Source organism: Bacillus sp. ChL18 (assembly GCF_026241425.1).
In the GTDB taxonomy this organism is placed as follows: Bacteria; Bacillota; Bacilli; order Bacillales; family Bacillaceae; genus Bacillus; species Bacillus velezensis.
The window spans coordinates 42,095-61,730 of record NZ_JAPHWE010000001.1 but is presented as its reverse complement, the minus strand read 5'-3'; the positions used below and the strand labels follow the sequence as shown (position 1 = coordinate 61,730).

The 19,636-nt window shown below is 47.1% G+C and carries 18 protein-coding genes and 1 other annotated feature; of the genes, 7 read left to right on the top strand and 11 right to left on the bottom strand.

Features of this window, described 5'->3' with window-relative positions; all coding sequences use genetic code 11:
- Nucleotides 1-136 precede the first annotated feature (136 nt).
- On the top strand, nucleotides 137-1,672 hold the full coding sequence (gene opuD / locus OQ477_RS00430) for a glycine betaine transporter OpuD (protein WP_061581305.1): 1,536 nt from the start codon (nucleotides 137-139) through the stop codon (nucleotides 1,670-1,672).
- A 35-nt stretch (nucleotides 1,673-1,707) separates the two neighbouring features.
- On the opposite strand, the gene OQ477_RS00425 is transcribed toward opuD, so the two are convergent.
- Nucleotides 1,708-1,890 carry a sporulation protein Cse60 gene (locus OQ477_RS00425; protein WP_003152309.1) on the bottom strand — a complete coding sequence of 61 codons (183 nt, stop codon included), beginning with the start codon at nucleotides 1,888-1,890 and terminating at the stop codon, nucleotides 1,708-1,710.
- 201 nt (nucleotides 1,891-2,091) lie between these two features.
- On the opposite strand from OQ477_RS00425, the gene OQ477_RS00420 reads away from it, so the two are divergent.
- The 5 genes from OQ477_RS00420 to melA are packed head-to-tail and all read left to right on the top strand — an operon-like array spanning nucleotide 2,092 to nucleotide 7,485.
- Complete coding sequence (locus tag OQ477_RS00420) at nucleotides 2,092-3,117, top strand: LacI family DNA-binding transcriptional regulator (RefSeq protein WP_265971060.1); 1,026 nt, start codon at nucleotides 2,092-2,094, stop codon at nucleotides 3,115-3,117.
- Between the two features lie 41 nt (nucleotides 3,118-3,158).
- Nucleotides 3,159-4,439, top strand: a complete 1,281-nt coding sequence (locus OQ477_RS00415; protein ID WP_265971059.1) for an ABC transporter substrate-binding protein — start codon at nucleotides 3,159-3,161, stop codon at nucleotides 4,437-4,439.
- A complete protein-coding gene (locus tag OQ477_RS00410) occupies nucleotides 4,432-5,346 on the top strand; it encodes a carbohydrate ABC transporter permease (RefSeq protein WP_199022105.1) in 915 nt (304 codons plus the stop codon). Before OQ477_RS00415 ends, OQ477_RS00410 begins: the two co-directional genes overlap by 8 nt.
- Nucleotides 5,343-6,164, top strand: coding sequence for a carbohydrate ABC transporter permease (locus tag OQ477_RS00405; protein ID WP_053573105.1), 822 nt, complete (start codon nucleotides 5,343-5,345; stop codon nucleotides 6,162-6,164). The genes OQ477_RS00410 and OQ477_RS00405 overlap by 4 nt, the downstream gene beginning before the upstream one ends.
- 22 nt (nucleotides 6,165-6,186) lie before the next feature.
- Nucleotides 6,187-7,485 carry an alpha-galactosidase MelA gene (gene melA, locus OQ477_RS00400; RefSeq protein WP_021494482.1) on the top strand — a complete coding sequence of 433 codons (1,299 nt, stop codon included), beginning with the start codon at nucleotides 6,187-6,189 and terminating at the stop codon, nucleotides 7,483-7,485.
- 36 nt (nucleotides 7,486-7,521) lie between these two features.
- Here the strand turns inward: melA and OQ477_RS00395 are convergent, their stop codons facing one another.
- The 4 genes from OQ477_RS00395 to OQ477_RS00380 form a co-directional block, all read right to left on the bottom strand.
- Nucleotides 7,522-7,998 (bottom strand): GNAT family N-acetyltransferase, encoded by a 477-nt coding sequence (locus OQ477_RS00395; protein ID WP_265972392.1) that lies wholly within the window; start codon nucleotides 7,996-7,998, stop codon nucleotides 7,522-7,524.
- 83 nt (nucleotides 7,999-8,081) lie between these two features.
- Complete coding sequence (locus OQ477_RS00390; protein WP_007613212.1) at nucleotides 8,082-8,393, bottom strand: rhodanese-like domain-containing protein; 312 nt, start codon at nucleotides 8,391-8,393, stop codon at nucleotides 8,082-8,084.
- Between the two features lie 116 nt (nucleotides 8,394-8,509).
- Complete coding sequence (leuS, locus tag OQ477_RS00385) at nucleotides 8,510-10,924, bottom strand: leucine--tRNA ligase (protein WP_061581309.1); 2,415 nt, start codon at nucleotides 10,922-10,924, stop codon at nucleotides 8,510-8,512.
- Nucleotides 10,925-11,033: 109 nt separating this feature from the next.
- Nucleotides 11,034-11,247, bottom strand: a binding site (T-box leader).
- 102 nt (nucleotides 11,248-11,349) lie between these two features.
- Nucleotides 11,350-11,685 (bottom strand): DUF4257 domain-containing protein, encoded by a 336-nt coding sequence (locus OQ477_RS00380; RefSeq protein WP_015418038.1) that lies wholly within the window; start codon nucleotides 11,683-11,685, stop codon nucleotides 11,350-11,352.
- A 388-nt stretch (nucleotides 11,686-12,073) separates the two neighbouring features.
- Here OQ477_RS00380 and OQ477_RS00375 point away from each other — a divergent pair, with 388 nt between their 5' ends.
- The gene (locus tag OQ477_RS00375; protein ID WP_022553638.1) at nucleotides 12,074-12,859 is read left to right on the top strand and encodes a PAS domain-containing protein; all 786 of its coding nucleotides are present in this window, start codon (nucleotides 12,074-12,076) and stop codon (nucleotides 12,857-12,859) included.
- 41 nt (nucleotides 12,860-12,900) lie between these two features.
- On the opposite strand, the gene OQ477_RS00370 is transcribed toward OQ477_RS00375, so the two are convergent.
- The 6 genes from OQ477_RS00370 to OQ477_RS00345 form a co-directional block, all read right to left on the bottom strand.
- On the bottom strand, nucleotides 12,901-14,085 hold the full coding sequence (locus OQ477_RS00370; protein ID WP_014305612.1) for an MDR family MFS transporter: 1,185 nt from the start codon (nucleotides 14,083-14,085) through the stop codon (nucleotides 12,901-12,903).
- 195 nt (nucleotides 14,086-14,280) lie between these two features.
- Nucleotides 14,281-15,000 carry a TIGR02206 family membrane protein gene (locus tag OQ477_RS00365; RefSeq protein ID WP_265971058.1) on the bottom strand — a complete coding sequence of 240 codons (720 nt, stop codon included), beginning with the start codon at nucleotides 14,998-15,000 and terminating at the stop codon, nucleotides 14,281-14,283.
- Between the two features lie 107 nt (nucleotides 15,001-15,107).
- The gene (locus OQ477_RS00360) at nucleotides 15,108-17,048 is read right to left on the bottom strand and encodes an FtsX-like permease family protein (protein WP_100261963.1); all 1,941 of its coding nucleotides are present in this window, start codon (nucleotides 17,046-17,048) and stop codon (nucleotides 15,108-15,110) included.
- Nucleotides 17,045-17,797, bottom strand: coding sequence for an ABC transporter ATP-binding protein (locus OQ477_RS00355; protein ID WP_007613227.1), 753 nt, complete (start codon nucleotides 17,795-17,797; stop codon nucleotides 17,045-17,047). Before OQ477_RS00355 ends, OQ477_RS00360 begins: the two co-directional genes overlap by 4 nt.
- Before the next feature lie 105 nt (nucleotides 17,798-17,902).
- Nucleotides 17,903-18,907: a sensor histidine kinase gene (locus OQ477_RS00350; protein ID WP_265971056.1), complete on the bottom strand. Its 1,005-nt coding sequence runs from the start codon at nucleotides 18,905-18,907 to the stop codon at nucleotides 17,903-17,905.
- Nucleotides 18,900-19,595 (bottom strand): response regulator transcription factor, encoded by a 696-nt coding sequence (locus OQ477_RS00345; protein ID WP_265971054.1) that lies wholly within the window; start codon nucleotides 19,593-19,595, stop codon nucleotides 18,900-18,902. The genes OQ477_RS00350 and OQ477_RS00345 overlap by 8 nt, the downstream gene beginning before the upstream one ends.
- Nucleotides 19,596-19,636: the final 41 nt, after the last annotated feature.

Sequence of the window (19,636 nt, the reverse complement as noted above, 5' to 3'; positions counted from 1 at the left end):
ACCAAAAACATGATAGAGTTTTCTGCGTTTTGTTTCACCTGATTGAGGGAATAGGAAGAAAGGAATGATCTGCAATCGTACGACCATACTAAAACAAAATGGCGTATTGAAAAAAATAGTCAGAGGGTGAGAACGTTTGAAGAAGAACATCTCCAGTGTTTTTTGGATTGTGATTGTCATCACAGCCGCTGCGGTTTTATGGGGGGCCATTTCTCCTGACAGCCTGCAGCAAGTCACTGATACGGCACAAAAATTTATTACGGATTCTTTCGGCTGGTATTATCTGCTGGTCGTTTCTATATTTGTCGGTTTCTGTCTCTTTCTCATTGTGAGTCCGATCGGCACAATAAAACTCGGAAAACCCGGGGAAAAACCGGAATTCGGCTTATTATCATGGTTTGCCATGCTTTTCAGCGCGGGCATGGGAATCGGTTTGGTATTTTACGGGGCTGCGGAACCGATCAGCCATTACGCCATCAGCTCTCCCTCAGGTGAAACAGAAACGCCCCAAGCATTTCGTGATGCGCTCCGGTATACATTTTTCCACTGGGGGCTGCACGCTTGGGCCATCTATGCGGTCGTCGCTTTATGTATCGCATATTTTCAATTCAGAAAAGACGCGCCCGGTTTGATCAGCAGCACACTGACACCGCTTTTGGGTGATAAAGTAAACGGGCCGATCGGCAAAGCGATTGACTGTATCGCGGTGTTTGCGACCGTTGTCGGTGTGGCGACAAGCTTAGGGCTCGGAGCGACTCAGATCAACGGCGGTCTGCATTATTTATTCGGCATTCCGAAAACATTTTCCATTCAGCTGATCCTGATCGCTGTCGTGACCGTGTTATTTTTGATTTCTGCGTGGAGCGGAATCGGCAAAGGGATTAAATACTTAAGCAATACCAACATGGCGCTCGCGGCTATTTTAATGATCTTTATGCTCATTGCAGGCCCGACGGTGCTGATTATGAACTCATTTACCGATTCTATCGGCCAATACATCCAAAATATCGTGCAGATGAGCTTTCGCTTGTCTCCGAATGATCCCCAAAAACGCGAATGGATTAACAGCTGGACCATTTTCTATTGGGCCTGGTGGATATCCTGGTCGCCGTTTGTCGGCATTTTTATCGCCCGTGTATCAAGAGGCCGGACGATCCGGGAATTTTTGATCGGGGTATTGGTGACACCTTGTATATTGGCTTTCTTATGGTTTGCGATCTTCGGTGTATCCGCGATGGATCTTCAGCAGAAAGGCGTATTCAATGTCGCGGGAATGTCAACGGATACAATGCTGTTCGGCACACTCAGCCACTATCCGCTGACAATGGTGACATCCGTAATAACGCTTCTTCTGATCGCTGTATTCTTTATTACATCAGCTGATTCAGCGACATTTGTGCTTGGAATGCAGACGACTTACGGCTCGCTGAACCCTTCAAACCGGGTGAAAGTCACCTGGGGCATTATCCAGTCTGCCGTAGCAGCGGTTTTATTATATTCCGGCGGTCTTGCCGCACTGCAAAACACGGCCATTCTCGCCGCGGTTCCGTTTTCAGTCGTGATTCTTCTGATGATTGTGTCTCTGTACAAGTCATTAGCGAGCGAGAGAAAAGGAATCAAACAAGCGGAGAAATACCAAAAACCAAGAAGTCCCCGCGTCAAAAAAGCATAATGAACAAAGAAGTCCGGCATTTCGTCCGGGCTTCTTTATTTTCGGTATAAAATGAGAGCGGAAAAACAATAAAGCTGCTCACCTTCAGGATCACAGGCCGCCGCTACCGTATATTTAATATCAACGAGCTGTTCATCAGAAATCCCCTTTAAAAATGTATTGACTTCCGTCTGCAGATCCTTTTCATGCTCCTCATCAAAAACAGCTATCTTCAGCACATCACCCTCTCCTTTCTCTATCAATTTATTCCGGTTCAATTGAAATATGATAGAGAAAAACAGATTTTCTTTTTTACTGATTTTTTACTAAAAGTGACCGAAAATAGTTGTTGAAAACGCTTACTAACGTATGATAATATCACTTTAACAATAACCAGGTCATTTCTGTTTAGTAAATATTTAGTAAGAAGGAGATGCGAAATGGTCCGTCTCAAAGATATTGCCTTACAGGCATCTGTATCCAGCGCGACAGTATCGAGAATTTTGAATAAGGATGACTCTTTATCCGTGACTGATGAAACAAGAGAAAAAGTTCTGAGGATCGCCGATGAGCTGGGCTATCAGCCGTCGGCAAAAAAACGGAAGAACCGCAGCCGCAGCGATTCAGCGCCCCTGATCGGCGTTGTCAGCTGCCTGTCACCCGAAGAAGAACGGCAGGATCCTTATTTTTCAGCGATCCGAAAAGGCATTGAGGAAGAATGCTTTCGGCAAAAAGTTTTTATCACATCTTCTATCCATCTCGGTTCTTTTCAAGAGCATATGTTTCACGAACTGGACGGCGTGATCATAATCGGCAGCCTGCAAGACGAGGCGCTTACGAACATCAGCGCCGCTTTCAGGCACGCGGTATTTGTTAACGGCACCCCCGATCCCGCCCGCTACGATTCCGTCAGCGTGGATTTTTATGCCGCAGCGCAAAAGGCGATAGAACATCTTCTGTCGCTCGGTTACCAGCGGCTCGGTTATATCGGCGGACGGGAGCGGGAGCATACCGTCATAGACGGTGTAAACAGCAATAAAACGATTGAGGATAAGCGTCTGACCGCTTTCTTACAAACGGCCGGCGCCGAGCCGGAGCATGTACTGATCGGCGAATACAGCATGCATGAAGGGTTCCGGCTGATGAATGAAGCCATCAAAGGCGGAAGTCTCCCCGATGCCTTTTTTATCGCAAGTGATTCGATGGCTGTCGGCGCTTTAAAAGCCTTGCAGGAAGCCGGTCTTCAAGTCCCGCGCGATACGGCGGTTGTCAGCTTCAACGGAATTGATGAGGCAGAATACGCCAGCACGCCGTTATCAACGGTAAAAGTATACACGGAAGAGATGGGCCGGACGGGTGTCAAATTGCTTCTCGACCGTTTAAACGGCAGAACCGTCCCGCTGGCCGTGACGCTCCCAACTTCATTGATTGTCAGACAAAGCTGCGGCTCACAAGAAAGGAGGTGACGTGTCCCGCAGCGTTTATATCATATTTAAAGGAGGAAAAGATGAAACGCTTACTGGCTTTGTTTCTTTCTTTTACTTGCATGTTACTTCCCGGCTGCTCGGCAGAACAGAGCGGCGCCGGAGAAAAGCAGAAAACATTGACAGTCTATTCCACCATATCCTCAGACAGCGAACGAGCCGTATTCAGAAAGTTGGCTGATTCATTCCAAAAAGAACATCCGGACATTCAAGTAAACGTTCATTTCCCAGGCAATGACTACGAAAATATGATGAGGGTCAGAATGGCAGCCGGTGACATGCCTGATCTTTTCGACACACACGGCTGGGCCAAAATCCGCTACGGAGAATATACCGCCGACCTCAGCGGCATGTCTTGGACGAAGCGGCTCGATCCGAATTTAAACAGCATGCTCAAAGACGCCAAAGGCAGAATATACGCCTTCCCTTTGAATCAGGCAAAGGACGGACTGGCCTACAACCGCACGCTGTTGAAAAAATACGGAATCAAACCGCCGGAAACAATGGATGATTTTATGAAGGCACTGCGACAGATTAAAGAAAAAAGCGGCGGAACAGTCACCCCCTTCTGGTTTGCCGGCTATGAGAAAAGCTCCTTTGCCCAATATTACGATCAATTCGCCGCACCGCTTCTCATCACAGATCCCGCACACCGTTACAAAAAACAACTGTTAAACGGAACCTTCCGCTGGACACACTTCACCTATTTATCTGACAAACTGAAAGAGATGCAAAAGGAAAACCTGCTCAATATAGATGCCGTGACGGCAAAACGATCCCAGCTCATTGAACTGATGGCGCAAAACAAAATCGCCTTTACGCTGCAGGGCGGCACCCTCGGCCAAGACGTCGCTCAAATCAATCCGAAGGTAAAAGTCGGCATCATACCGACCCCGGCCGTCCACAAGGGAGACGCGCCGGTTTGGATCGGAGGCGAACGTTACACGCTGGCGGCATTCAAGGATTCCCTGCGGCTTGAAGAAGCGAAACAGTTTATCGCATTTATGGCCCGCCCCGAGCATGCAAAATCAATTGCCGAAGCGACCTCGCTTCCGGCCGGATTAGTGAATGTGCAAACGGACATTTTTTACGCAAATGACTATAAGCGCTATCAGCATATTAAGGTGCAGCCTTATTTTGACCGCCTTTATTTGCCAAACGGAATGTGGGATGTGATGGGAACAGCCGGGCAGGAGCTGATGGCCGATATCTTAACCCCCGCTGAAATTTCAGCGAAACTCGGCAGGGAATATAAGCGGCTACGGCTTCAATCTGATTCACAGGGAGCTGAAAAAAATGAGTGATCTTGCAAGAGAAACCCAAGGATTTCAACATCAAAAGCCGGTAAAATCCGCGTCACTATGGTGGATGTACGTTCCCGCTCTTGCCACGGTTTTTATTTTCATGATTTTTCCGTTTGTCAAAGGCGCTTTTATCACATTTACAAACTGGAACGGCTTCTCACAGACGTATCAATGGGTGGGAGTCACTCAATATAAAAGGCTTTTTACAGATCCGGACACGTGGCTTGTTGTGAAAAACACTTTGCTTTACGGCATCGGAAGCACTTTTTTTCAGAATATGCTCGGACTTTTATATGCGCTGCTTTTGAATCAAAGCTTAAAAATGAAGGCGCTCACAAGAACGATCGTCTACTTGCCCGTCATTATCAGTCCGCTGATAATGGGATACATTTGGTATTTTATTTTCTCATATGACGGGGGTGCGCTGAATGATGTGCTTGGCGCACTGGGAATCGGTCCTGTCAACGCCTTGGCAAGCCCTGCGGCAAACCCGTGGATTATCGTGATGATTAACACGTATCAATACGCAGGCATTGCGATGATTGTATATTTGGCGGGGCTGCAAAGCATTCCGAAAGATTATTACGAAGCCGCAAAAATGGATGGCGCGGGAGGTCTTCAGCCGTTTTTCACCATCACCCTGCCTTTATTGATGCCGGCTGTCACCATCAACATGGTCATCAATATCATCGGCGGACTGAAGCTGTTTGATGTCATTTTCGCGCTGACCGCAGGCGGGCCGGGCAATTCCTCTCAATCGATGTCGACGTTTATGTATGATTTATATTTTAAACGGCAGGATGCGGGATATGCCGCCGCCCAAGGCGTGTTTATGTCCGTCATGATTCTTGTCATCAGCTTTTCGGCGCTCGTGTATTTCAAGCGAAAGGAGACGGAAATGTCATGAAAACAGCCCGAATGCGGATTTTTACGCTGTTGGCAGCCGTTATCTCGTGCATTCATATTGTCCCCTTTTATATTTTGCTGACCACGTCATTAAAAGCAAAAGGAGACTACAGTTCAAAATGGTCGCTGCCATCCGCCTTTTCTTTTCAAAATTTTCGTGAAGCATGGGAACGTGCCTCTCTCGGGCAATCCTTTCTGAACACGATCATCATTACAGCCGTTTCCGCCGCCTTGTTAATTTTCATGGGTTCGCTTGCCGCATACCCGCTTGCAAGAAGAAATACAAAGCTGAACAAAATCGTCTTCGGCCTTTTGATTTCAATCATGATCATCCCGCCTTTGACTTCCATGGTTCCTTTATACAAGATGGTCGCTGATGCGGGGCTGATCAATACGCATGCCGCAGCCATTCTCATTAATACGGCTGCATATATGCCGCTGACCGTTTTCTTATATTCAGGGTTTATCCGCTCTTCCATTCCGAAAGAGCTTGAGGAAGCCGCCAGGATGGACGGCGCGGGATTGATCAGGACTTTTTATACAATCGTGTTTCCTTTGTTGAAACCGATTACCGCAACGGTCTGCATTATTTCCTGCGTGTTTATCTGGAACGATTACCAATTTGCGATTTTCTTTTTACAAGATCAAAAGGTGCAGACATTGACCGTGGCCATGGCGGGATTCTTCGGCGAAAACGCGAACAATCTTCACTTAGTCGCCGCAGCCGCAATTATGGCGATGCTGCCGATGGTCGTATTGTTTTTGGCGCTTCAAAAATATTTTATCTCAGGGCTGTCCTCCGGGGCGGTCAAAGGCTGAGAAGAAAAGGGAGGAATTTCTGTTGAAGAAAATTACGTTTATCGGAGCGGGAAGCACGATTTTCGCAAAAAATGTACTGGGGGACTGCTTACTGACTGAAGCATTAAACGGGTTTGAATTCGCGCTTTATGATATTGACGCTGTACGGCTGAAAGAATCCCAGCTCATGCTGGAAAACATGAGAGACCGCTACAATACGAGTATATCCATCATCTCCTACGATGACCGAAAACAGGCGCTGAAACACGCCGGCTATGTGATAAACGCCATTCAGGTCGGCGGCTATAAACCCGCGACGGTCATTGACTTTGACATCCCGAAGCGGTACGGTCTCCGCCAGACGATTGCCGATACCGTCGGGATAGGCGGCATTTTCCGTTCCCTTCGCACCATCCCCGTTTTATTTGACATCGCAAAAGACATGGAAGAGGTCTGCCCGGATGCGTGGCTGTTAAACTATACAAATCCGATGGCCTCTCTGACCGGAGCGATGCTCAGACATACAAATGTAAAAACGGTCGGCCTGTGCCACAGCGTCCAGGTATGTACCAAAGATCTGTTTGACTCACTCGGCATGGATCACGAAGGTACGGAAGAACGCATTGCCGGCATCAACCACATGGCTTGGCTTTTGGAGATTAAAAAAGACGGAATTGATTTATATCCGGAAATTAAAAGACGGGCACGCGAAAAACAAAAGACGAAACATAAGGACATGGTGCGGTTTGAGCTGATGGATAAATTCGGCTGCTACGTAACGGAATCATCTGAGCATAATGCCGAATATCACCCGTATTTTATAAAAAGCCGGTATCCTGAGCTGATAGATGAACTCCAAATTCCGCTTGATGAATATCCGAGGAGATGCGCGGAACAAATCAACAATTGGGAAACGATGAGAGACGGCATCATCAACAACCAAAACCTGACGCACGAACGCTCAAAAGAATACGGTTCGAGAATTATAGAAGCGATGGAGACGGGCCGTCCGTTCACATTCGGCGGCAATGTGCTGAATACCGGGCTGATACCGAATCTGCCCGCGAAAGCGGTCGTTGAAGTGCCTTGCACAGCCGTCAAAAACCACATTATGCCGTGCTATTCGGGCGAACTTCCGGAGCAGCTCGCGGCGCTCAACAGAACAAACATTAACACACAGCTTTTAACCATCGAAGCGGCCGTTACATTAAAAAAGGAAGCCGTATATCAGGCGGCCATGCTTGACCCGCATACGAGCGCCGAGCTTTCCATGAATGACATCATATCTTTGTGCGATGACTTATTTGAAGCGCACAAAGACCGGCTTCCGGCTTATCACTGATCATTCGCGATCCGGTCCTGGGCGGGCTGGATCGCTTTATATGTTCAGCACCAGTTTGACCGTCTGTAAAGTGTGTCCTTTAAAATCTTCTTCAAATTCACATACCCATTGAAACCCTTTCGCTTGATAAAAGGACAAGGCGATGCGGTTCTCTTTTTCTGCATGGACATAAAGCTTTTTTACCCCGCCGGACTGCCTGATGCATTCTTTAAGGAATGCCGTTCCTATCCCGCTTCCCTGGCAATCCGGGTCAATATAGATGGCGGTCAGCTCCGCATTTCCGTCTTTTTGAACCGGAGTGACATTTGCAAAACCGAGCACTCGCCCCTCTTCTTCTGCCACAAAGAACAGAGAATGCAAGAGCCGGCGTTCCATCATCTCATCCTGATAGGCGGATTCGAGAAACTGATCCTGAATGTGTCTGGGAATAATCCCTTCATACGTATGATGCCAGCTGCGTTCTGCGACTTGCCGGACCTGTTTGATATCGTTTGTTTTCATAGCGCGGATCATCGGTTTCACCTGATTCGCCTCCCGTTTTTTATAAAAAAAGAAGAAAAAGACGCACGTCCCTTTTCTTCTTTCACTTCAAAGCGTTATTTCTTCGGCTTTGTTTCGCCTTCCCACTCCAGCATGCCGCCTTCAACATTAACCGTACGGAAGCCCTGCTCATGTAAATACATACAAACGTTCATGCTTCTTTTTCCGGAGCGGCAGATAAATACATACTCCTTGTCCTTGTCTAACGCATCCATCTTCTCAGGGATATCCCCCATGCGGATGTGAACGGCCTGCGGAATCATTCCTTCGGCAACTTCTTCGTCTTCTCTGACATCAATCAGATACAGCTCTTCTCCCGCTTTTAATTTTTCTTCCAGTGCGGCTGTGCTGATTTCATTTATTTTCAATGTGTGACACTCCCATTCATCTTTATGGTGTTAAGTATACCAAAGCCCGCGGTGCAATTTCTATGATAGAGGCCTGATAAAAAAGCCCCTCTCTGTAGGAGAGGGGCTTCGTCCGGTCAGTTTGCCACGATATTGACAAGCTTGCCCGGTACGGCAATGATTTTTCGGATTGTTTTTCCTTCAAGCTGCTCTTTTACTTTTTCGTCAGCTTGTGCGAGCTGTTCTAACGCTGCTTTATCAGCATCAGCCGGAACCATTAATTTCGCTTTCACTTTTCCGTTCAGCTGGACGACGATTTCAACTTCATCATCCACCAGTTTTGATTCGTCATAAGCAGGCCAAGCCTCGTATGCAATCGAACCTTCGTGGCCGAGTTTTTCCCACAGTTCTTCAGCCAAATGCGGCGCAATAGGAGAAAGCAGCTTCACAAAACCTTCAATATATTCTTTCGGCAGTTCATTCGCTTTGTAAGCTTCATTAATGAAGACCATCAGCTGAGAAATGCCCGTGTTAAAACGAAGGGCTTCGAAGTTTTCTGTCACTTTCATGACCGTTTCATGATAGACGCGCTCAAGAGTTTCGCCTGCGCCTTCTGTCACTTTGCCCGTCAGCTCGCCGTTTTCCTCGATAAACAAACGCCATACGCGGTCAAGGAAGCGGCGCGCTCCGTCAAGACCTGATTCAGACCAGGCGATAGATGCATCAAGCGGTCCCATAAACATTTCGTACAGGCGGAGCGTATCTGCTCCGTGAGACGCCACAATTTCATCCGGATTGACGACGTTTCCGCGGGATTTACTCATTTTTTCATTATTTTCCCCGAGAATCATTCCTTGGTTATACAGCTTTTGGAACGGTTCTTTCGTCGGCACGACACCGATATCGTAGAGGAATTTATGCCAGAAACGAGCGTACAGAAGGTGAAGCACGGCATGCTCCGCTCCTCCGATGTAAATATCAACAGGCAGCCATTTATCCAGTTTCTCAGGTGACGCGAGCTGATCCGGATTTTTCGGATCGATAAAGCGGAGGAAATACCAGCAGCTTCCCGCCCATTGCGGCATCGTGTTCGTTTCTCTTCTGCCTTTTTTGCCCGTTTCAGGATCAGTGACTTCCACCCACTCTTTAATGTTGGCAAGCGGTGATTCACCTGTTCCGCTCGGTTTGATCTCATCGGTTTTCGGCAGAATCAGCGGCAGCTCTTCCGCAGGAACGGCTGTTGACGTGCCGTCTTCCCAATGAATAACCGGAATCGGCTCGCCCCAATAGCGCTGGCGGCTGAACAGCCAATCACGCAGGCGGTATGTCACTTTTTTCTCACCGTTTTTCGTTTCTTCAAGCCAGGCGATCATTTTTTCAATCGCTTCCGCTTTATTCAGTCCGTTCAGAAAGCCGGAATTGACATGCTCTCCGTCTCCCGTGTACGCTTCTTCTTCCGTGTTTCCGCCTTTTACGACTTCTTTGACAGGCAGGCTGAACACTTTGGCGAATTCAAAATCACGTTCATCATGCGCCGGCACGGCCATTACAGCGCCCGTTCCATAAGAGGCGAGGACATAATCCGCTATCCAGATCGGCAGCTTTTCTCCGTTTGCAGGGTTTACGGCATATGCGCCTGTGAAGACGCCCGTTTTTGTTTTCGCAAGATCCGTCCGTTCCAGATCACTTTTCGCCTGAACTTCTTTAACATAAGCGTCTACCGCTTCTTTTTGTTCAGGCGTCGTGATGGCCTCCACAAGCTCATGCTCAGGAGCCAGTACGGCATAAGCCGCGCCAAACAGCGTGTCCGGTCTTGTCGTAAACACGGTAAACGTGTCATCAGTGCCGTCGATCGCGAAATGCACGTTTGCGCCTTCTGAGCGTCCGATCCAGTTGCGCTGCATGTCTTTAATGCTTTCCGGCCAGTCAAGTTCTTCTAAATCTTCAAGAAGCCTGTCCGCATAAGCGGTGATTTTCAGCATCCATTGCCTCATCGGACGGCGTTCAACCGGATGGCCGCCCCGCTCGCTTTTGCCGTCAATGACTTCTTCGTTCGCAAGCACCGTTCCGAGCGCCGGGCACCAGTTGACCGGCACTTCGTCTACGTAAGCGAGCCCTTTTTCGTACAGCTTGGTGAAGATCCACTGCGTCCACTTGTAATAGTCCGGATCAGTCGTATTGATTTCACGATCCCAATCATATGAAAATCCGAGCGATTGGATCTGGCGGCGGAAATTATCTATATTTTGTTTTGTGAACTCAGCCGGATCATTCCCCGTGTCAAGCGCGTATTGCTCAGCAGGAAGCCCGAACGCGTCCCATCCCATCGGATGAAGCACGTTGTACCCTTGCATGCGTCTCATGCGCGAAAGGATATCGGTTGCCGTATAGCCTTCCGGATGTCCGACATGAAGGCCGGCTCCTGAAGGATACGGGAACATGTCAAGCGCGTAAAACTTCGGCTTGTCATTCTCTTCACTGACGGCGAACGTTTTATGATCCAACCAGTAATTCTGCCATTTCTTTTCTATTTTTTCGTGCTGAAAACTCAACGTAAAAACCTCCTTCTGATTGAATACGGCGTATGTAGTCCAAGTATTGACGGGATGAGGAAGATTATATTCAGATTATTCTAAAACTAAAAAAAACTCCCTCATCCCAAAAAGGGACGAGAGATTTTTATTTCCCGCGGTACCACCCTCGTTAGCGCGGTTTTAGGCCGCACTCACTTGATACTTTTAACGCAGTTATGCGTCAGCGGTTTTGCCGCTGCAACTCTGAGGCGAGTTCGGAAACAGACTTGATTGACTTGCACCGGCCGTCAACTCTCTGATTGCAAAATCTGCTTCTTACTGCTCCTCTTCACTGTTCTTATCGCTACCGTAATCTTACCTGTATTTTATAGAATTCTGTTCATAAGTGCAAGCAGGTTTGTATACAATGGGAATGTACCCAGAACGGGTCATGAGCGGGGATATTATTTTGATGGAGGATTTTTTTGCTGGTGTGGTTTTGCTTCGGCCGAATCACTGTTTTGTTCTCTGACAAAATCAAAGCTCCTGAGAACAGCTTCTCCGCCGTAGCCTGCGATTATGGATAAGATGACGAGTTGAATTCCTGAATCGGGGTCAGCGGATAAGACAAGTAAGATGGAAGCAGCCATTCCGATAAAACCATCTTCCAAAAAACCGAGATAGATAAACCGCTTTGTCATTCTGGGTTTCTCCAGCCTGCCTCTCTTTTTCACATGACCGAGAACCCCCATGATGCCTCCAATTACACAAGCAATTATTACCTGATGCAGCATCTTCATCACCTTCCTAAAGCCCTTATTTAGTAAAGCGACTTCAGGCCATCCAGCCCCCTTACGAATACGATGATATTCGATATCTACATACCGGCGATTGAGCAGGAAAGTAAAAAGCTTGTTTCTTCCATTATATGTGAACACATGATCGGTAAGCTTGATGCATTAGATTCATTTTTCACCCAGTGACAATGACCTAGTCACTTACTTAGCAATGATGTGCCTTCCCCTTATATATTCAGTGTATATGAGGACAAGCCCGAATGACAAATTGCAAACTTCGGCTGCTTGAATCAGAACATATGTTATGCTACGGTTACTGTAGATTCATTTAAAAAGGGGAGAAACAACGGCTGAAAAAGCGCGCAGCTTTACGGCCAAAAGGGGGTTTTACATGGCTGACTCAAATGTATTCGGAAAACTGGAGCAGCTGGAGCTTATCAAAAAGGCGCTTGATCACGCACGCATCGGCGTGGTGATTACAGACCCCTCTCTTGAGGACAATCCCATCATATATACAAATCAGGGATTTATGGATATGACAGGCTACTCTTCCGAAGAGATATTAGGTAAGAACTGCAGATTTCTGCAAAGCAAAGAAACCGACCGTCAACAAGTCGCGAAAATAAGAAAGAGCTTAAACCAGAAAGAAAAGATCACGGTGCGGCTGAAAAACGTCAAAAAAGACGGCACCCCGTTTTGGAATGAACTCAACATTGATCCTCTGTATGTTGAAGACAAGCTCTATTTTGTCGGTTTTCAAAAAGACATTACAGAGCAGAAAGAATACGAAAAGCTCCTTGAGGATTCCCTCGCAGAAATCACGACGCTGTCAACGCCGATTGTTCCGATCCGAAACGGCATCTCCGCTTTGCCGTTAGTGGGAAACTTAACGGAAGAACGATTTGATTCAATCGTGACAACTTTGACGGACATATTAACCGCATCTAAAGATGATTACTTAATTATAGACTTATCAGGCCTGGCCGAGGTAAACGAACAGACCGCAGACCGGATTTTCAAATTGCACCATCTGCTTAAATTAATCGGCACGGAATTGATTATCACCGGGATCAAGCCTTCCCTCGCCATGAGAATGAATCAGCTTGATGCCAGCTTTTCTTCATTAAAGACATATTTAAACGTTAAGGACGCGGTCAACGTGCTTCCGGTCGTATAAACAAAAAAATCCCGCCGAAACAGCGGGATTTTTTTATGTCGTCATCGCACTTGGACGTTTTGTTTATTAACGGTTTTCAAGCGTTTGTCGTACAGCACCGTCGCTGCGATGCTGACAACAAGAAGCACCATCAGGATCAACAGCAGCACGCTCATGCCGTACTGATCAACCAGCACGCCGCCAAGGAGCGGCCCGATCATTCTGCCGCCCGTCGCCGCACTGTTGACGAATCCTTGGTAAAACCCTTCTTTCCCCTTAGGCGCAAGCTGATTGGCAATGGTAGGCACGGCAGGCCAGACAAGCATTTCTCCGACGGTTAAAATCACCATTGCGGTGAGGTACATCGGAAATTGCTTGGCGCTGAGAAGCACGCCGAACGAGACGATAAAAATACAAAAGCCGATGACCATCTGCGTTTTTAACGCACCGGACCATTTTTTCAGAACAGCTCCTATGAGAGGCTGTCCGGCGACAATTAATATTCCGTTTACGGTCCAGAGCACACTGTATAATGAAAGCGGCATACCGATGCTTTGAGTATGTGACGCAACGGTTGTGGACCACTGCGAATAGGCAATCCACCCGAGAACATACCCGCCGCTCAATATGAGAAGCGCCGTAAATTTCGTTCTGCTGCTGACAGGCTCATAGTCCAGAACAGAGACCTGGCTCGCATTTCCGGTTTTGATATTTCGAAACCCGAAAAATACGATAAGGAAAAACAGCACATACAGCAAAGCATTGGCTAAAAACACGTACGTAAACGAGTACGCCGCAACCATCCCGCCGAGTGCCGAGCCCACGGCGACACCTGCGTTCTGAGCTACATAAATCGCATTAAAAGCTCTCCGCCCGCCTTCTTTCCATACCGCTCCCGCCATGGCATAACTGGCCGGAAACACGATACCGGAACCGAAGCCGACAATGATGAGCAGCCAAATATAAACAGGCCATTGATGAAACAGAACGAGTCCGAGAAGACTTGCCAATGTGATCATAATGCCCAGCATAATGGATTTGAATCCGCCGATTTTATCAAACAAAAATCCGCCGCATAAATTCCCCGCCACACTGGCCCCGGAATTCAGCATCAGAACAATCCCCGCAACAGTCAGCGATTTCCCTAAATGATTATGAATATAGATCGTATTCAGCGGCCACAAAAAAGATGCGCCCGTCACATTGATAAACATTCCGATGATTAATATCTTCAAAGCGCGCGGCATACCGATCCCCCTCTCTCTATAAAAAACCCCATGAAAAAACGGAAACCGCAAGCCGCGGCTCCGTATCGAACACGTTATCATAGCACATTCATTCTATCGCCGCGGACGTCTTTTTTCAACATCAGAATCTGAAAAAAATAATGCCGGAATGTTGAAAAAATTACAAATGATTGGATTCACAAAAACAGGCCGGCCTCATGCTCTTTTCCTCAGCAGCCAAAACGGAATATACAGAATGAAAAAGCTCAATATCACCGCCGCTTCCATTGATAGAAGATACCACGGCCAAGGTCCGAAAACATTCAGAAGCGAAGCGGTCTTCGGTTTTTTCATTAAATATAGGTAATTTGCATTCAGCACACGATCAATAAAAAAGACACACGCCCCGTACAGATTTACGATCAGCACCGATACCCACAGCCCGCGCGCCGACGGCCTGTACCTTTCTGAAGCGGCCATGAATAGACAGGTAAGAAAAACACTGCCGTGGGAGACGAAAAACACGATGTACCGAAAATGAGGGAAAGAATACGCCCCTAAGTCAGGTGTTGCCATCGCCTGTACGGCGCTGCCCAAACCGGCAAAATAGAGGAAGGCGAACAGTTTTTTGCTTTTTGTCATGACCATCAGCATCGCCAAATAGACGGAAAGGTCGCTCAGCTGCAGCGGCAGAGCTGTTTTCAGCGACCAGGCATGATGACAAAGCAGCCATATATGATAGCTGATCTGCGACACGGCAAGGAGAATGAACAGTACATAGCGGATCATGCGATTCGGCCGGCTCTGGTTGAGCTTTTTCCGGAACATGATCACGCCCGCCCCCAGCAATCCGATGATCAACAGCGTGAAAATGTGTTCCTTGGAAAAAAGATGAAAGGCCCCTGTTTCAGGTTTCAATTGAAAATACTTCTGCATAAGGCTCCCCCGCGCGAAAAAATGACGTATGTCTATTCTTTTAAAAATCGCTTTCTTCTATTCATACAAAAAAAGCCTCCGCTTATGCGGAGGCTCCTCAACTTGTTTTACAAGGCGGATTGAATGACCTTTTTATAGTATAGCACCGACAGCATGCCGAAGATGGAGTACAGCAGCGTATACAGCGCCATGACGATGATCATCGGCGTCCACACTTCCGTTCCGAATAAAAACCATCCTGACTGAACGGCAAAATAGCTGTGGAACAGCCCGAGAACGAGCGGAATCCCGAAATGATACGCCTGCTTCCGGCGGATGCCTTTCAGCAGATCCCCCGTTGTGAAGCCGAGCTTCCGCAATATCGTGTAATCAGCCTTCTCATCCTCACACTCGCCCATTTGTTTAAAATAAAGGATACAGCCTGAGGTGATCAGAAAGGTTAATCCCAAAAAGCCGACAATAAACATGATCAGCCCCATGTTTTTCTTTTGGGTGTCAGCCGTTTCAAATTGCGAAAGCGCGCCGTCTGAATAGTGCTGCGCCTGAAACAGACCATCAGCTTTTTGGATGTCCTCTTCACGTTTGAGTGTAATGCCGAAAAACCGATTTGATTTTCCCTGGATGGACGGGTCGATATCTTTCTCGATCCGATCAAATACCTGCTGCGTGACAATAACGGTCGGCAGCCCTCCGCTTGTAAATGTATATGACAGGAGGAAGTCGTTCTTCAAGCCCTTATACGCCAGCGGTATTTTATCCGTTTTGCCGTTTATATCAATGGAACCTGACGTTTTCAGGTCGAGAAATCTTTTCATCATATCATTATATCCGGTAAACACGGCTTCTCCGTCAGAAAGCTCCGTCCCTTCTGCGTCTTTCTCGCTTATAATCGGCAGCGCCAAGCTGGACGGGTCTTGTTGAAAGCTTTTCATGTCGCCGTTTATGATGTTCTTCATATTGACACCGGCTTGAATGGTTTTGATTGTTTTCACTTTGTGTTCAATTCCGTTTTTCTTCAATAAAGCGGTAAATGAGTCAGTCTCCTTTTGGTTATCAAACGCAAAGTCCGCGGCTGTATTTTGCTCAGCCGATTTTTCCGCGGAATAGTACGAGATATAGCTTAAAGACAGCAAACCGATTGCCAGCGCCGAAAGAGTCGTAATAATCGTCAGCAGGACGGCGTTTGACTTCATCCGGAACATGATGGATGACAAAGACAGCACTTCACTGACATTCAGATACCCGCCTTTTGATTTCCGGATGAGATTTGCCAGAAAGCTGACCGAACCTTTATAAAACAGATAAGTTCCGATAATGACCGAGCCGAGAATAAACACCATGGCCGAAAACAGTTCATTCATGCTCGTAAAACTGCCTCCGAATAAATCCGCGGACACGGCATAGCCGGCGATAATGGCCCCGATACCGACAACACCGATCGCCATCTGCACCCAAGAGAGCCGTCTTATGCCGCTTTCTGACGATGACGCGGTTTTAAATAAAGACAAAATGCTTTGCCGTTTAATAAATAAGTAATTCATCATCATAATCAGCACGTAAATTGCCCCGAATACAATTAACGTCTGAACGAGCGCCTTGCTTGAAAAAAACAGTGAGACAGAGGCTTTCACACCGACTGTATGAAACAGCATCATCATACATAATTTCGAGAGAGAAAAGCCGGCAAAAATACCGATCCAAATCGATCCGAAATACAAAATGAAATTTTCTGTGCTGAGTATGCGGAAAATGTGCATTTTCGTCATGCCGATTAATCGGAATAAGCCGATTTCCCGGCCGCGCCGTTTAATAAAAATGGTGTTGGCGTATAAAAGAAATACCGACACGATCGCCACAAGCAGTACAGAGGCGGCCCGGATTGCCGCCGCTCCTTTTATGGAGCTTTTCATTTCATCAAGCGCCGGATCGTATTGCATCGTGACAAACGCGAAATAAAGGGCGGCGCTGAACACCAGCGCAAAAACGTAAAGGTAATAGTTTTTCATATTCTTTTTCAGGTTCTGGAAGATCAAATGATGAATACTCATGCCTGAACCCCGCCCAATACACTTTGCGTTTTCATAATATCCTGAAAAAAGTCCGGTCTGTCCTGGCCGCCTTTATTCAGCTGTGTATACACACGGCCGTCTTTAATGAAAACCACACGGCCGGAATAGCTGGCGGCAACCGGATCATGCGTCACCATCACAATGGTGGCGCGGCGTTTTTGATTCAGACGGCTGAGTTTATTCAGTAAATCCATGGCAGCCTTTGAATCGAGCGCTCCGGTCGGCTCATCAGCAAAAATAATGCCCGGTTCGTGAATAACAGCTCTTGCGGCAGACGTCCGCTGTTTTTGCCCGCCGGAAATTTCACTCGGATACTTATGTCGCAAATCATAGATCCCAAGCTCCTCTGCCGTCTCGGCAAATCGCAGGTCCGCCTCTTTCTTAGACATTTTCGTAATGGATAACGGCAGGAGTATGTTTTCCTTCACGGTCAGCGTGTCCAATAAATTATAATCCTGAAAAATAAAGCCGAGATGCCGTTTTCTGAATTCGGCAAGCTGTTTTTCTTTCATGGATGTAATCTCCGTCTCATTCAGTTTAATGGTGCCCGCGCTCACTTTATCAATGGAGGAAAGCACATTTAAAAGGGTCGTTTTCCCTGATCCCGACGGGCCCATAATGCTGACGAATTCCCCTTTGTGAATCTGAAGATCAATTCCTTTCAGCACCTCTTGTTTATTCAGCTTGTTTCCGTAGCTTTTTTGGATATTGCCTGCTTCTAAAATCATCTCGTTATGATTCTCCTTTTACATTGGTTATCTTTATTTTAAAAACAGAAGCCGTTTTTTTCGTTTGATTAAGCGAACAAAAGAGAAAAGCATGTGACACTTTTGTCACATGCTGAACATGCTGACGGCATCGTTCTGTTTCGGAAACACCAAGGTAAAAACCGTGCCGCTTTCCGGCTCAGAGCGCACGCTGATCTGGATGAGAAGAGGAGCCGCGGCTTTTTGAGCCAAATACAGGCCCATCCCCGTTGACGCGTGATCACGCCTCATTCGCGTCGAAGTAAATCCCTTTTCAAAAATGCGCGGAAGATCTTTGGGCTCGATGCCGATGCCGCGGTCTTCAATATTCACATGCACCCGGCCGTTTTGTTCATAGCTTTTTACGGTAATGTCATCCGCCTCACTGTATTTGACGGCATTGCTTAACAGCTGCCTGATGATGAAGGAAAGCCATTTTCCGTCACTGAGAACGTCCGGTGAATCAAGCTGAATGTCAAACCCAATCCCTTTTTGTATACACCATGATTGCAGATTTTTAATTTCTTTGAAAACGAGCGGTCTGAGCTGAATGCGCTGGAATGATAAATCATTTTCAATAAAGGACAATCGTTTCTGATGAAGCTGCTGGTCCAGAAGATGGTGAATCCGCAGCCATTCATACAGCAAAGGGGCTTTCAGCGGCTGTTCATCAAGACGCTCAATCATGAGATGCATCGCTGTCAGCGGTGTTTTGACCTCGTGAATCCATGACATCAGATCGTCCTTTTCATGCTCTGACGCCGTCTGAAGATCAAGTGAGCTTTTTCGTAATTGCTCTGTCTGCCCTTCAATGCTTTCTTCAACGATAGACTCAAACGGACTGTCAGGCGCTTTAAGATAAGACATGTCTAAATTGGCGTCCCACTCTCTTAAGCTTTTATAATAGGCGGTCTCTTTACGATAGCGGAACAAGAGAAATACAAGAAACACAAGAAGCGACAGGTAAACGAAATACAGCACCGAAAAAAACGGAATAGACGGATCAATATATGCCGCAAAAAGGAGCACAGCCTGCTGCAAAAGAAACATCGCAATCCAGCTTTTTCTTTCGAGCAGAAATGATTTAATCATAAAGACCGTCTTCTTCCTTTGCGATGTATCCCTGCCCCACCTTGGTTTCAATCATTTTCCCGATGCCTAATTGTTCGAGTTTTTTCCGCAGCCGGTTGACATTCACCGTCAGCGTATTATCACTGACGAAACGTTCATCATTCCAAAGGCTTCTGATGAGTTCTTCCCGGCTGACGATTTTATTTTTCTGCTCAGCCAGCAGTTTTAAGATCAGCAGTTCGTTTTTGGTCAGCTCGACCGAACCGTTTTTACGGCTGACCGTGTTGGTTTCTGTGTCAATGACCGCCCCGCACCATCTTTTCATCAGCGCCGGTTCTGTGCCGTATTGATGCACACGGCGGAACACCGCCTGTATTTTCGCGATTAACACATCAAAGTGAAAAGGCTTCTGAATAAAATCATCTGCCCCGAGCTGCATCGACATGACCATATCCGCGGGATGATCGCGCGAGGACAAAAAGAGAATCGGCACGTTTGATTGGGAGCGTATCATTCTGCACCAATGAAAGCCGTCAAATTTCGGCAGCTGTACATCAATGATCACCAAATCAGGCTTGATTTCGGAAAACTCCCGGATGACCCGGCTGAAATCTTTTATTCCGTGCACCGCAAATGACCAGCCCGTTAATCTCTCTTTCATCTCGTGAAACAAAGTGTTATCATCTTCTATTAACAAAATGTGAAACATGGTATCCGCCCTTTTCTGATAAATAGAGGAAAAACCGGCTG